This is a genomic window from Micropruina sp. (assembly GCF_047606665.1).
Lineage (GTDB): Bacteria > Actinomycetota > Actinomycetes > Propionibacteriales > Propionibacteriaceae > Micropruina.
The window spans coordinates 1-13241 of the sequence record NZ_JASGEF010000008.1 but is presented as its reverse complement, the minus strand read 5'-3'; the positions used below and the strand labels follow the sequence as shown (position 1 = coordinate 13241).

Annotated in this window: 12 protein-coding genes; 10 read left to right on the top strand and 2 right to left on the bottom strand. The window is 68.2% G+C overall.

Features of this window, described 5'->3' with window-relative positions; genetic code table 11:
* Positions 1-1087 precede the first annotated feature (1087 nt).
* Positions 1088-1354, top strand: coding sequence for a MoaD/ThiS family protein (locus tag QM619_RS02470; protein WP_415103961.1), 267 nt, complete (start codon positions 1088-1090; stop codon positions 1352-1354).
* A gap of 339 nt (positions 1355-1693) precedes the next feature.
* Here the strand turns inward: QM619_RS02470 and QM619_RS02465 are convergent, their stop codons facing one another.
* Positions 1694-2461 carry an SCO1664 family protein gene (locus QM619_RS02465; protein WP_415103959.1) on the bottom strand — a complete coding sequence of 256 codons (768 nt, stop codon included), beginning with the start codon at positions 2459-2461 and terminating at the stop codon, positions 1694-1696.
* On the bottom strand, positions 2395-3018 hold the full coding sequence (locus tag QM619_RS02460) for an MSMEG_4193 family putative phosphomutase (protein WP_415103957.1): 624 nt from the start codon (positions 3016-3018) through the stop codon (positions 2395-2397). Before QM619_RS02460 ends, QM619_RS02465 begins: the two co-directional genes overlap by 67 nt.
* 59 nt (positions 3019-3077) lie before the next feature.
* Here QM619_RS02460 and QM619_RS02455 point away from each other — a divergent pair, with 59 nt between their 5' ends.
* The 9 genes from QM619_RS02455 (at position 3078) to QM619_RS02415 (ending at position 13022) form a co-directional block, all read left to right on the top strand.
* The gene (locus tag QM619_RS02455; protein ID WP_415103955.1) at positions 3078-3323 is read left to right on the top strand and encodes an AbrB/MazE/SpoVT family DNA-binding domain-containing protein; all 246 of its coding nucleotides are present in this window, start codon (positions 3078-3080) and stop codon (positions 3321-3323) included.
* 14 nt (positions 3324-3337) lie between these two features.
* Positions 3338-3763: a PIN domain-containing protein gene (locus QM619_RS02450; protein ID WP_415103953.1), complete on the top strand. Its 426-nt coding sequence runs from the start codon at positions 3338-3340 to the stop codon at positions 3761-3763.
* A gap of 140 nt (positions 3764-3903) precedes the next feature.
* Positions 3904-5286, top strand: coding sequence for a magnesium chelatase (locus QM619_RS02445; RefSeq protein WP_415103951.1), 1383 nt, complete (start codon positions 3904-3906; stop codon positions 5284-5286).
* 16 nt (positions 5287-5302) lie between these two features.
* Positions 5303-7024, top strand: coding sequence for a hypothetical protein (locus QM619_RS02440; RefSeq protein WP_415103949.1), 1722 nt, complete (start codon positions 5303-5305; stop codon positions 7022-7024).
* Positions 6973-7302 carry a hypothetical protein gene (locus QM619_RS02435; RefSeq protein WP_415103947.1) on the top strand — a complete coding sequence of 110 codons (330 nt, stop codon included), beginning with the start codon at positions 6973-6975 and terminating at the stop codon, positions 7300-7302. Before QM619_RS02440 ends, QM619_RS02435 begins: the two co-directional genes overlap by 52 nt.
* A 156-nt stretch (positions 7303-7458) precedes the next feature.
* Complete coding sequence (locus QM619_RS02430) at positions 7459-8475, top strand: 2-hydroxyacid dehydrogenase (RefSeq protein WP_415103945.1); 1017 nt, start codon at positions 7459-7461, stop codon at positions 8473-8475.
* Positions 8476-8821: 346 nt separating this feature from the next.
* Positions 8822-10702: a beta-glucoside-specific PTS transporter subunit IIABC gene (locus tag QM619_RS02425; protein ID WP_415103943.1), complete on the top strand. Its 1881-nt coding sequence runs from the start codon at positions 8822-8824 to the stop codon at positions 10700-10702.
* 34 nt (positions 10703-10736) lie between these two features.
* Complete coding sequence (locus QM619_RS02420; protein WP_415103941.1) at positions 10737-12140, top strand: glycoside hydrolase family 1 protein; 1404 nt, start codon at positions 10737-10739, stop codon at positions 12138-12140.
* Between the two features lie 39 nt (positions 12141-12179).
* Positions 12180-13022 carry a PRD domain-containing protein gene (locus QM619_RS02415; RefSeq protein ID WP_415103963.1) on the top strand — a complete coding sequence of 281 codons (843 nt, stop codon included), beginning with the start codon at positions 12180-12182 and terminating at the stop codon, positions 13020-13022.
* Positions 13023-13241 lie beyond the last annotated feature (219 nt).

The window sequence follows — 13241 nt, the reverse complement described above, 5'->3', positions numbered from 1 at the left end:
GCTCGGACACGTCGAGGCCTTCCGGTTCGATCAGCTCAGAACTGCCGATCTTGGAAGGCCTCGACCCCGATCACGCGGACCCCGCTACCGCGTGTCGCTCACACCCCCACCCCAAGTAGGAAGAGCCCGCAAAGCCCTCACCGCCGCCTGCACGCTACGGCTTGTTATCTCGCAGGACATCGGTGACGGTTCTGCATCAGCACATCGGCGACGGGTTTCTGTTGGTCTTGGTGGTGACACTTCACGTGGTTCGGGATCCCGGTGGGTTGTCGGTGTAAAGGGCGGGCTCGCCCGTCCGTGGCAGCCTCCTGGTCTTGGATATGTCGGTGTCTAGGAATGATCTGGTTGGTCCCGGTGTTCGTCTTGCTATCAGCGATCAGCGCCGGAAACACGGCAGATCGCGCTTTCTAGGACGATCGCTTGCTAGGACGATGACGAGCAGGCGGCGCAAAGCAACTTGCAGTCGACATAGTCGCAGCCGATGTCCCTACGCCGAGCAGATCCATCAACACTTCTCAAGCTAAGCATCAACGCGGGCGGCTCCAGCTGGCGCATTTCTAGCGGTGTGCCCCGTAATCAGGCAATCAAGACCGGGACACACCACTAGGTGGTCGAGGGTGGTTGACTGGTCTCTCGGTAGCGACGAGAAATATCATGGTATCGGTCGACCCCCGCAAGCAAGGATTCAGGCTCCGCGCCAAGGGTGCAGCTGGCTTTGGCGACAGGTTGAGTTGGCGACGGTCCATGCCGACCAATATCTCGTTGTTGTGGGTCGAACAGCGCCCACGGCGGAATTCGGGCGACTACTCCTGCCGTATCGAACGATCGATTCAGCGCTAGCTGAGCGTTTTATCGAGCGGTCAACGGGCGTCCGATCCGCATTCTCAGCTTGGAGCCGAGCCGACCGCATGCGGATCCCCGAAGCGGGGAGCCTGCCAAACTGTCATGCCGCAGACCGGGATGAGCCTCCAGGGCTCCGCCTCAGGGGGAGGTGTGGAGGGCACGCCTCCGACGCTCGATAGCTCCCGCCGTCCCGGCGGGTCGCGCCACAACCTGGTTCATCAGCACCGTAAACATGGACAGGTTGATGAAGCCGGCGACCGCGAGCTTCATCGAGGCCATGCGGCCGCAGGTGAACAGCGAGGCCGCCGGCGTCCACGAGGAAACCATCGACGCGGAATTCGAAGTGTCCGTCGCCGACCTCGTCGAGCAATTGGGTTCCGACCGGGAACGGCTGGCGAAAGTGCTCGCCGTCTCCACCCTGCAGCTGGACGGCCGGGCCGCCCGATCGCGCGAGGAGTTTGTGGCACCGGGTGCCCAGGTGGACGTGTTGCCGCCGTTCGCCGGAGGGTAGGGAAGCCGCCGAACGGCACTGGTGCCGCGCGAACTTTCGACGAGCAGGCCTCGCGTATTTCTCAGGCATTGATCAGCTAAAACCCCTCGCCGTGGGTGAATAAATCGGATATTCTTAGAGATCCCCCCAAGCGGTGGTGGGGCGACGGGTTCGGCGCTGGATACGTCGGGGCGGACGGTATGTCCCTCCGGTTCGGCGATCTCGGCGGGGCGCTGATCCCCACCGCCGCAATAGACAATGGTGTGCGGCCTGAATCGCTATTCGGCTTCTTGATTTCCCGGTATCATATCTCCCACGTGTCCCCAAGACGCGTTCCTGGCGCACGCGATGGGACAGGCCCTAGATCAACGGCCAGGGCCAGGCGTATCCGCTCTCGTCCACCGGGAGGATGCCGGCGTCGATGATCCGGCGGGCGCGCCGGCGCAACGCCCGCACCTCCTGGGGGTTCAGCAATGCGGCGATCTCGTCGGGGACGGCGTCCGCCAACGGAGCCAGGTCGGCCAGGACGCCGGGCGCGACGGGTTCGCCGGCGAAGTCCCAGATCACCGTGCGCAGCTTGAAGGTCGCGGCGAAGCAGAGCCCGTGGTCGATCGCCCAGATGGCGCCGTGCTCGTCGCGCAGCACGTGCCCGCCCTTGCGGTCGGTGTTGTTGCTGACCACGTCGAAGGCGGCCAGCTGGCGCAGCCGGTCATGGGTCTCGGGCTCCTCGCGGACCAGCCGGAAGTAGTGCAGCGCCGGGTCGCAGTCGATGAACCACTGCAGCGAGCCGACGCCCAGCGGTGCGTCGTCGCGGATCACCGTGGGCGGCACCAGTCCCCAGCCGAGGGCGGAGTCGAGCAGGTAGGCGGCGCGTTCCCGCTTGTAGAGGCCCGGTTCGAAGTCCCACAGCGGACGCTCGCCGGACTCCGGCTTGTAGATCGCCCAGGTGTAGTCGGAGCCGCGAGTGACCTCGGCGACGAAGGTGGCGTTGCTGCTCTCCGCGATCCGGCCGACCAGGGTGATGTCACCCTCGGTGAGCAGCGCCTCCTGCTGGTCGGCGTTCACCGCCTCAGCGACCCGTCGGTCGAGTTCACGCTGCGCACGATCGGCGCTCCCTGGGTGGGCCATTCGATCACCGAGACCGAGCCGGTGCCGACGTCGATGCGCTGGAAGTGATCGAGGTGGGTGCCCACCGCGTGGGTGAGCAGCGCCTTGATCGGATCGGCGTGCGAGAAGCAGACCACCGTCTGCCCGCGGTGCTCGGCGCGCAGCCGCTCCATCAAGGCGATCATCCGGGCCTGCAACTCGACGAAGCTCTCCCCGCCGGGGAACCGGAAGGTGGACGGCGCCTGCTGCACCGTGCGCCAGTCGCGGAGTTTCGCCAGCGCGGTGAGCTCGCGGCCGGTCCATTCGCCGAAATCGCATTCCAGCAGGGCCGGCTCCACGATCGCGGTCAACCCGGTGGCGCGCTCGGTGGGCTCGGCGGTCTCGCGTGCACGTTCCAGCGGCGAGGTGTAGAGGGCGGCCAGTCCGGCATCGGTCAGCCGTCGGGCGACCGCCTCGGCCTGGTCGCGGCCGCGCTCGGACAGATGCAGGCCGGGCGCCCGACCGGGCAGCACCTGCCCGGTGGTGGGAGTCTGCCCGTGGCGCACCAGCAGCACCCGGAAGGTCGTGGGCGACGGCACGCGATGAGCGTACCCGCCCTGGCAATCAGCCGGATTCACCTGAATGGTAGCGTTGACCCATGCGCACAACCATTGACGCCGGTGGCCGGATCGTGATCCCGAAGGACGTCCGGGATGCACTTGAACTGGTTCCGGGGCAGAGCGTCGATGTGGCGCTGGTCGATGGGCGGATCAGCATCGACCCCACCGGCATCGGCATGCATCTGGAGACTCGCGACGGCGTCCCGGTCGCCGTGCCCGACGAGCCCGTCCCGCCGCTGACCGCGCAGACGGTGCGAGCCACGCTGGAGCGGCTGCGTCGATGAGAATTCCTGGGTCGATGAGATTCCTGGACTCGGGGGTCGTCATCGCGGCCTTCGCCTCGTGGCACGAGGCCCACCCAGCCGCCCGCCGTGAGGTTGCCGCGGGAGCCCGGGTCGTAGGACACACGCTTCTCGAGACGCTCAGCGTCCTCACCCGGCTCCCGGCACCGCACCGGGCACCGGTCGAGGTGGTTGCCGAATACCTGCAGCGGACGTTCACCGAGGACGTCGCCCTCCTCGACGCACAGCAGCTGCGTCAGTTGGCAACCCATCGCCTCCCCGCACTCGGGATTTCAGGCGGAGCGATCTATGACGCCGCCATCGCCGAAACGGTGCGGCTCGCCGGGGGAACCCTGGTCACCCTGGATCGCCGCGCGCTCAGCACGTATCGGCGAATCGGATGTCCGGCCGAGTTGCTGAACGGGCTCGATCCGGTGGGGTAGATCGATGCGGCGCCGTGCGGGTTGGGCCTGTCGGAACCCGGCTGTCGGCGAGGGCCTCGACAAGCTCGACCGGCGATAGTGAGCGCCTCCCCCTGTCACATCGTGCGGTCACATCTTGCGGTCGGGGTTAGCGTGAGGACGTGACCGAACGCCCCACCATCGCAACCGTCGCCGAACTGCGTGCCAGCGGGCACGTGCAGAAGGGCCTGCGCGAGGAGATCCGCGACAACCTACTGACCGCGCTCGCGGCGGGGGAGAACCCGTGGCCGGGCCTGCACGGCTTCGACCGCACCGTGCTGCCGCAACTCGAACGCGCCTTGATCGCCGGCCATGACGTGGTGCTGCTGGGCGAACGCGGCCAGGGCAAGACCCGGCTGTTGCGCACCCTGGAGGGCCTGCTCGACGAATGGACGCCGGTGATCGCCGGTGCCGAGCTCGGCGAGCACCCCTACGAGCCGATCACCGCCGAGTCGCGGCGCCGGGCGTCCGAACTGGGCGACGATCTGCCGGTGGCCTGGCGGCACCGCTCCGAACGCTACTCGGAGAAGCTGGCCACGCCGGACACCTCGGTGGCCGACCTGATCGGCGATGTGGACCCGATCCGGGTCGCCGAGGGACGCCGGCTGGGCGACCCGGAGACCATCCACTTCGGCCTCATTCCCCGTAGCCATCGCGGTATTGTCGCGATCAACGAGTTGCCCGACCTGGCCGAACGGATCCAGGTGGCGATGCTCAACGTGATGGAGGAACGCGACATCCAGATCCGCGGCTACGTGCTGCGGCTGCCGCTGGACGTGCTGGTGATGGCCTCGGCGAACCCCGAGGACTACACCAACCGCGGCCGGATCATCACCCCGCTGAAGGACCGCTTCGGCGCCGAGATCCGCACCCACTACCCGCTCGAGCTGGACGACGAGGTGGCGGTGATCCGGCAGGAGGCCCAGCTGGTCGCCGAGATCCCCGAGGTGCTGCTGGAGATCCTGGCCCGCTACACCCGGGCGCTGCGCGAGTCGCCGGCGATCAACCAGCGCTCCGGCGTCTCCGCCCGATTCGCCATCGCGGGCGCCGAAACCGTGGCCGCCGCCGCGCTACACCGCGCGGTGGTCCGCGGCGAGACCGACCCGGTGGCCCGGCTGGTCGACCTGGAGACCGCGGTCGACGTCCTCGGCGGCAAGATCGAATTCGAGGCCGGCGAAGAGGGCCGCGAGGAGGCGATCCTGACCCATCTGCTGCGCACCGCGACCGCCGAGGCGGCACGGGCGCACTTCCGCGGCATCGACCTCGGCCCGCTGGTCGAAGCCCTCGACGGCCAGACCACGATCGTCACCGGCGAGCGGGTCACGGCGTCCGAGTTCCTGGACGGCCTCCCCGACGCCGACCATGTGTACGACCAGATCGCCGAGCGGTTTGAGGCCGACAACGCCGGACGCCGGGCCAGCGCGATCGAGTTGGCGCTGGAAGGCCTCTACCTGGCCCGCCGGATCGCCAAGGACTCCGACGGCAGCGAAACCATCTACGGCTGACTCATCTAGGACGACCATGCCTCGCAACCGTGCCTCGCGTTACGGCCGCTACGCCGGCGGCCCGGATCCGTTGGCGCCGCCGGTCGACCTCAGCGAGGCGCTGGCCGCGATCGGCGACGACGTGATGGCCGGCTACAGCCCCGAGCGGGCGCTGCGCGAATATCTGCGCCGCGGCAGCGCCGGACGCGAGGGGCTGGACGACCTGGCCCGCCGGGTCAACGCTCGCCGCCGCGATCTGCTCAGCCGCTACCGGATGGACGGCACCCTGCAGCAGGTCAAGGAACTGCTCGACAAGGCGCTGGACGCCGAACGGAAGCAGCTGCTCCGCGACGCCATGATGGACGACGACGACCGCGCCTTCCGCGAGCTGCGGCTGGACAACCTGCCGCCTTCGACGGCCGCCGCGGTCAACGAACTGGCCGACTACGACTGGGCGTCCACCGAAGCCAGGCAGGACTACGAGAAGATCAAGGACCTGCTCGGCCGCGAACTGCTCGACCAGCGGTTCGCCGGCATGAAACAGGCGTTGGAGAACGCCTCGGAGGAGGACCGGGCCGCGATCAACGCGATGCTCACCGACCTCAACGAGTTGCTCGACAAGCACCGCCGCGGCGACGACACGCCTGAGGACTTCGACGATTTCATGGCGAAGCACGGCGATTTCTTCCCGGAGAACCCGCGGAACGTCGACGAGTTGATCGACGCGTTGGCGCAGCGGGCCGCGGCCGCTCAGCGGCTGCTGCGCTCGATGAGCGCCGAGCAGCGCGAGGAGCTGATGCGGCTCTCCGCGCAGGCGTTCGGCTCGCCCGAGCTGATGGCCCAGCTCGACCGGCTGGATTCGTCCCTGCAGGCGCTGCGTCCGGGCGAGAACTGGACCGGCGGCGAACAGTTCACCGGCGACGAGGGGATGGGACTGGGCGACGGCACGGGCGTCCTGCAGGATCTCGCCGAGCTCGATGCGCTGTCCGAGCAGCTCGGCCAGAACTACGGCGGCGCCCGGTTGGACGACCTCGATCTGGACGCCCTGGCGCGGCAGTTGGGCAGCGAGGCGGCGGTCAACGCTCGCACCCTGGCCGAGTTGGAGAAGGCGCTGCGCGAGGGCGGCTTCCTGCGCCGCGACGCGTCCGGTGACCTGAGGCTGTCGCCGCAGGCGATGCGCCGGCTGGGCAAGGCGCTGTTGGCGGATGCCGCGAAACAGCTGTCCGGACGCCAGGGCAACCGTGACACCCGGCTGGCCGGGGCGTCCGGGGAGCCGACCGGGGCGTCCCGGCCGTGGCAGTTCGGCGACCCCGAACCCTGGGATGTCACCCGCAGCCTGACCAACGCGATCACCCGCAGCGCCGGCGAGGGCCGCGACCCGACCCGCGGCGTCCGGCTGGACATCGCCGACGTCGAGGTGATCGAGACCGAGGCGCGCACCTCGTCCGCGGTGGCGCTGCTGGTGGACACCTCGTTCTCGATGGCCGCCGAGGGACGCTGGGTGCCGATGAAACGGACGGCGCTGGCACTGCATCACCTGGTCAGCAGCCGGTTCCGCGGCGACCGGCTGGAGCTGATCAGCTTCGGACGCTGGCCCAGTCGCGGGAGATCAGCGAGCTCACGGCGCTGCCGCCGATGCGCGAGCAGGGCACCAACCTGCACCACGCGCTGCTGCTGGCGAATCGGTTCTTCCGCAAGCATCCGTCGATGCAGCCGGTGCTGCTGGTGGTCACCGACGGTGAGCCGACCGCGCACCTGACCGGCGGCGGAGACGCCGAGTTCGTCTGGCCGACCGCCCCCGAGACGGTGGCGCTGACCGTCGCCGAACTGGACAAGGCGTCCCGGCTGGGCGCCGCCACGATCATCTTCCGGCTCGGCGACGATCCCGGTCTGGAACGTTTCCTCGGTCAGCTGGCCCGCCGCGCCGGTGGACGGGTGGTCGCCCCCGACCTGGCCGACCTGGGCAGTGCGGTGGTCGGCGAATACCTGACCGCCCGCTTCCGCCGCGGCTGGGACCTCGGAGACTGGCTGGAGTAGAGCGCCCACCCCGGCTCGTCCGGACGACATCGCCCTGCTTCGGCGTCCTTTCCAGGGTTCAAACCACGGAAACGACGCCGAACCAGGGCGATGTGGCGTCGAAGCGGAGAGGCGGCCCTAGAGTCGGGGCGCACGACAGCGAAGGAGCGAACGAACGTGGTGAAGATACTGGTGGCCGGGGATCGGTTCATCCTGCCGGAGATTCTGCTGGAGGCGCTCGCCCGGCACGTCCCGGACGCCGAAACCACGATCGTCAAGGGCAATTGGCCGGTCACCCCGTTCGCCGACATCGCTGAGGTGCACGAGGCCGAGGGCGACGAGGACGCCTTGATCCGGGCCCTGGAGGGCTGCGAGATCGCCTTCGTCCACGCCCCGCCGTTCACCGAGAAGGTGATCGCCGCCGTCGCGCCGACGCTCAAGCTGATCACGGTCGGACGGGGCGGACCGGTCAACATCAACCTGGACGCGGCCGCGAAGCACGGTGTGGTGGTGTCGAACGCCCCCGGCCGCAACGCCACCGCGACCGCCGAGCACAGCGTGGCGATGATCCTGGCGTCCGTGCGGCAACTGGTCGACCGGCACAACGAGCTGGCGGCCGGGCAGTGGCGCGGCGACTACTACGCCTACGAGAACGTCGCGCCCGAGGTGTGCGGCTCGACGGTAGGGGTGATCGGCTACGGCGCGATCGGCTCACGGGTGGCCCGGACGCTGCGCGCGATGTGCGCCGACGTGCTGGCCTACGATCCCTACGTCGCCGCCGCCGACATGCCGGACGCCACCAAGCTCGACGACCTGGACGAGCTGCTGCGGCGCTCCACCATCCTCACCCTGCACCCGCGACTGAACGACGAGACCCGTGGCATGATCGGGCGCGACCAGCTGGCGCTGCTGCCGTCCGGGGCGATCGTGGTGAACTGCTCGCGTCCGCCCGTCCTCGACTACGACGCGCTCGCGGACGCCCTCGACTCCGGTCACCTGTACGCCGCGGCGGCGGACGTGCTGCCGTCCGAGCCGCTGCCGCCCGGCCACCGCCTGCTCCGGACGCCCCGGCTGACCCTCACCCCGCACCTGGCCGGCGCCAGCCGGGAATCCGCCCAGCTGGCGGCCGAACTCGGCGCCGCCGACATCGCCCGCTGGCTGGCCGGCGAACCGCTGAAGTATGCGCTGACCTGAGCCGACCGCGCGATCCGCGGCCCCAACCGTCACACTGGCCCGACCGTCATCCCGGCGAACGCCGGGATCCCCGACACCCGACCGACCCGGCGACGAGATCCCGGATCGAGTACGGGATGACGTGGGGTCGGGATCCCGGATCGAGTACGGGATGACGGTGGGGTCGAGATCCCGGATCGAGTCCGGGATGACGTGGGCCGGGTTGCGTGACCGGGGGGTCACGCCGTAGCGTCTGCTCAGAAGATTCGTTCTTCATCAGGGTTGTTAGTCCGTCAGGACGCAAGGCCTGAGGCGTTCGCGTGCCTCAGGCCCTTTTTGTTGCCCTGATTCGATCGAGGAGGATTGCATGGCAGTGGACTTTGCGACCTTGGGCGACGACATCATTGATGGCGTCGGAGGTCTGGGAAACATCAAGACGGCTCGGCACTGCGCGACCCGGCTGCGGCTGGAGCTGCGCGACGAAGAGAAGGCCGCGACCGAGGCGGTGAAGGCGCTGAAGGGCGTCCTGACCGTGGTGCAGGCCGGCGGCCAATACCAGGTGGTGATCGGCAACGACGTCCCGTTCGTCTACGCCCGGATCGCCGAGCGCCTGGAGGGCGGCGGCGGGGCCGCCGAAGAGGTGGAGGACACCTCGAACAAGAGCATCCTCAACAAATTCATCGACCTGGTCACCGGTCTGTTCCACCCGATCCTGTGGCCACTGGCCGGCGCCGGTCTGTTCAAGGCCTTCGTCACCATGTTCGCCACCTTCGGCTGGCTGAACGCCGAGAGCACCGAGTACGTGGTGTTCAACGCGGCCTCGGACGCCTTGATCTACTTCCTGCCGCTGCTGCTGGCCATCTCGGCCGCCAAACGGTTCAAGACCAACCAGTTCACCTCGATGGCGATCGCCGGCGCGCTGGTCTACCCGACGATCGTGGCGCTCACCTCGGCGGAAGGGCCGTTGGCCTTCTTCGGCATTCCGCTGGTGATCATGAGCTACACCAGCTCGGTCATCCCGATCATCGTCGGCGTCTGGGTGCAGGGCTACCTGGAGCGCTTCCTGATTCGCACCCTGCCTGGCGCGATCCGCAACTTCACCACGCCGCTGCTGGTGATGCTGGTCATGGTGCCGCTGATTCTGCTCACCATCGGGCCGGCCACCACGATTCTGGCCAACGGCATCGCGGACGGCATCACCTGGCTGTTCCAGGTCGCCCCCTGGCTGGCCGGCGCACTGATGGGCGGCCTGTGGCAGGTGTTCGTGCTGTTCGGCCTGCACTGGGGCTTCGTGCCGATCATGGTGCAGCAGCTCTCCACCGGCTACGCCATCATCACCGGCCCGCTGGTCGGCGCGGTGCTGGCGCAGGCCGCCGCCACCCTGGCCGTCTGGATCCGCACCAAGGACCACGACACCAAGGAACTCGCCGGGCCGTCCGCCTTCTCGGGCTTCCTCTCCGGCATCACCGAGCCGGGCATCTACGGCGTCAACCTGCCCCGCAAACTGCCGTTCTACTTCGGCGTCGCGGGCGGCGCGATCGGCGGCGTCTTCGCCGGAATCGCCGGCGCGGGCACCACCGCCTTCGTGTTCCCATCGCTGATCGCCCTGCCGGCCTACCTCTCCACCCCCAACCTGCCGCTGCTCTTCATCGGCATCGGGCTGTCGGTCGCGATCTCGTTCGTGCTCACCCTCTTCTGGGGAGTCAACGACGCCGCGGTCGCCGCTGAGGCTCCCGCGGAGACCCCGGCGTCCGCCGAGCCGGCGAGCGCCGCACCGGCGGTCGTCGCCGGCACCGAGGTGATCGTCCGCTCGCCGATGGACGGCACCCTGGTCCCGATCGCCGACGTCCCCGACCCGGTCTTCGCCAGCGGCGCGATGGGCGCCGGCATCGGCGTCGAGCCGACGTCCGGCACCGTCTACGCGCCGGTCAGCGGCACCATCATCGTCACCATGGGCTCCGGGCACGCCTACGGCATCAGCACCGAAGAGGGCATCGAGGTGCTGGTGCACGTCGGCATCGACACCGTCAACATGAAGGGCGAGGGTTTCGAGCCCAAGGTGCAGCAGGGCGACCGGGTCAACGCCGGCGACGTGCTGGTCGAAGTCGATCTGGACAAGGTGAAGGACGCCGGATACTCGACCACCACGGTCGTGATCATCACCAACACCGCCACCCAGAAGGAGGTCGCGCCGGCCTCGGCGGGCGCCGTCAGCCACGACGACGCCGCGCTGATCGTGACGGTCTGATCGCAACCAGGTTGAGACAGGAGAGAATCAACGCATGAGCACGACCTTTCCCGAAGGCTTCCTCTGGGGCGGCGGCACCGCGGCCAACCAGCTGGAGGGCGGCTACGACGCCGGCGGCAAGGGGCCGTCGATCCAGGACGTGATGCCGCGCGGCATCAAGGCCCCGCCCACCGACGAGCCCACCCCGGACAACCTCAAGCTGATCGGCATCGACCACTACCACCGCTACGCCGAGGACATCGCGCTGTTCGCCGAGATGGGCTTCACGGTGTACCGGTTCTCGATCGCCTGGAGCCGGGTCTTCCCCAACGGCGACGAGGAGACGCCGAACGAGGAAGGCCTGGCCTTCTATGACCGGCTGCTCGACGAGTTGGAGAAGCACGGCATCGAGCCGCTGGTCACGATCAGCCACTACGAGACCCCGCTGCACCTGGCCAAGACCTACAACGGCTGGGTCGATCGCCGGCTGATCGGGTTCTACGAGCGGTATGCCCGCACCCTGTTCGAGCGGTTCGGTCACCGGGTGAAATACTGGCTGACCTTCAACGAGATCAACTCGGTGCTGCACGCGCCGCTGATGTCCGGAGGCATCTGGACGCCCAAGGATCAGCTCAGCGAGGCAGATCTGTACCAGGCCATCCACCACGAACTGGTCGCCTCGGCGTCCGTGACGAAGATCGCACGGGAGATCAACCCGAACATCCAGATCGGCTGCATGATCCTGGCCATGCCGATCTACCCGCTGACGCCCGACCCGGCCGACGTGCTGAAGGTGCTGCAGTCCGACCACGCCAATCTGGCGTTCAGCGACGTCCACGTCCGCGGGCGTTACCCGGGCTACTTCCTGCGCACCCTGCGGGACAAGGGCATCGAGCTCGACATCACCGATGCCGATCGGGAGACGCTGACCAACACCGTCGACTTCGTCTCGTTCAGCTACTACATGAGCATCTGCGAGGCGGCGTCCGGTGGCGAGGTCGGTGAGGGCAACATCATGGGCGGCATCAAGAATCCGCACCTGCCGGCGTCCGAATGGGGTTGGCAGATCGACCCGGTCGGTCTGCGGATCGTGTTGAACCAGTTCTGGGACCGCTGGGGCAAGCCGCTGTTCATCGTGGAGAACGGGCTCGGTGCCAAGGATGAGCTGGTCGAGGTGGACGGCGTCCCGACCGTGCAGGACGATTACCGGATCGCCTATCTGAACGATCATCTGGTGCAGGTGCGCGAGGCGATCGCCGATGGCGTCGAGGTGATGGGCTACACCTGGTGGGGTCCGATCGACGTGGTCAGCGCGTCGTCTGCGGAGATGTCGAAGCGGTACGGGTTCATCTACGTGGACCGCAACGACGACGGCAGCGGCACGCTGGCCCGGTACCGCAAGAAGTCGTTCGGCTGGTACCGCGAACTGATCGCCAGCAACGGCGCGACCCTGTCCTGACCAGGGCATGAACAGAGAGGACGGACGGGGGTGAGTGCGATGAGGGTGCTGCGGGTGTTCAACAACAATGTCGTGCTCACCCGCGACGAACTCGGACGCGAGGTGGTGGTCACCGGGCGGGGCGTGGGGTTCCAGGCCCGGCCCGGTGACCCCATCGACCCGGCGCTGATCGTCCGCCGGTTCGTGCCGGCGGAGAATCCGTCCTCGATCGCCCAAGTGATCGCCGACATTCCGCTGGAGCGGCTGACCCTCGTCGAGCGGCTGTTCGCCGAGGCGATGCGCGACCTGGGTGCCGCGCTGCCGCCGCTGGCCATCGTGGCGGTCGCCGACCACATCCATCAGGCGATCGAGCGGGTGAAACGCGGCGAGATGATGGAATACCCGCTGCGCGCCGAGGTGGCCCATCTGCACCCCGAAGAGCTCGAGGTGGCCGAGCATCTCCTGGACAAGCTCAACCGCGACATCGAGACGCCGCTGCCGCGGGGCGAGGCGATCGCGCTGGCGATGCACCTGTTCCACGCTGTGACCGGCAGCCCGAGCATGGAGCAGACCTTCGTCCAGTCGCGGCTGATCCGGCAGATCTTCGACATCGTCGAGCATGCCTACGGGGAGGAATTCGACCCGGACTCGATCGACGCCGCCCGCTTCGCCACCCATCTGCGCTATTTCTTCGCTCGCGCCCGCTCCGGCAAGCAACTCTCCGGCGACGTGCCCGAGGTGGCGATCGCGGTCTCGGACAGCAACAGCCGGGCTCATCAGCTGGCGCTGCGCATCAAGGCACTGTTGGAGTTGCGGCTACAGCTTCCGATCACCCACGACGAGACCGTCTACCTGACCATGCACGTCGCCCGCATGGAAGCGGGAATGCACAGCCGGGCTTGATTCGGCCCGGTCGTCAGGGACAGTTCTCACGGTCACCGGGGACGGTTCCTTTGGTCACCCGGGACGGTTCTTTCTGGTCACTTGTTCGGTGTCCCAGAACTACGGAGAGCCGGGTCGGGAACGTTCCTCCTGCGTTCCGACCCGGCTCGATCCGAGCTCGCCCACTGAGCAGGTCCCCTCCGGTTCGCGTCCCCGATTCGCTACTGCGGCCCTTGCCCT

Coding starts and splice junctions, on each gene's coding strand:
- QM619_RS02470 (WP_415103961.1), top strand. CDS start 1,088: ATGAAGCCGGCGACCGCGAGCTTCATCGAGGCCATGCGGCCGCAGGTG.
- QM619_RS02465 (WP_415103959.1), bottom strand. CDS start 2,461: ATGGCCCACCCAGGGAGCGCCGATCGTGCGCAGCGTGAACTCGACCGA.
- QM619_RS02455 (WP_415103955.1), top strand. CDS start 3,078: ATGCGCACAACCATTGACGCCGGTGGCCGGATCGTGATCCCGAAGGAC.
- QM619_RS02450 (WP_415103953.1), top strand. CDS start 3,338: ATGAGATTCCTGGACTCGGGGGTCGTCATCGCGGCCTTCGCCTCGTGG.
- QM619_RS02440 (WP_415103949.1), top strand. CDS start 5,303: ATGCCTCGCAACCGTGCCTCGCGTTACGGCCGCTACGCCGGCGGCCCG.
- QM619_RS02435 (WP_415103947.1), top strand. CDS start 6,973: ATGCAGCCGGTGCTGCTGGTGGTCACCGACGGTGAGCCGACCGCGCAC.
- QM619_RS02425 (WP_415103943.1), top strand. CDS start 8,822: ATGGCAGTGGACTTTGCGACCTTGGGCGACGACATCATTGATGGCGTC.
- QM619_RS02420 (WP_415103941.1), top strand. CDS start 10,737: ATGAGCACGACCTTTCCCGAAGGCTTCCTCTGGGGCGGCGGCACCGCG.
- QM619_RS02415 (WP_415103963.1), top strand. CDS start 12,180: ATGAGGGTGCTGCGGGTGTTCAACAACAATGTCGTGCTCACCCGCGAC.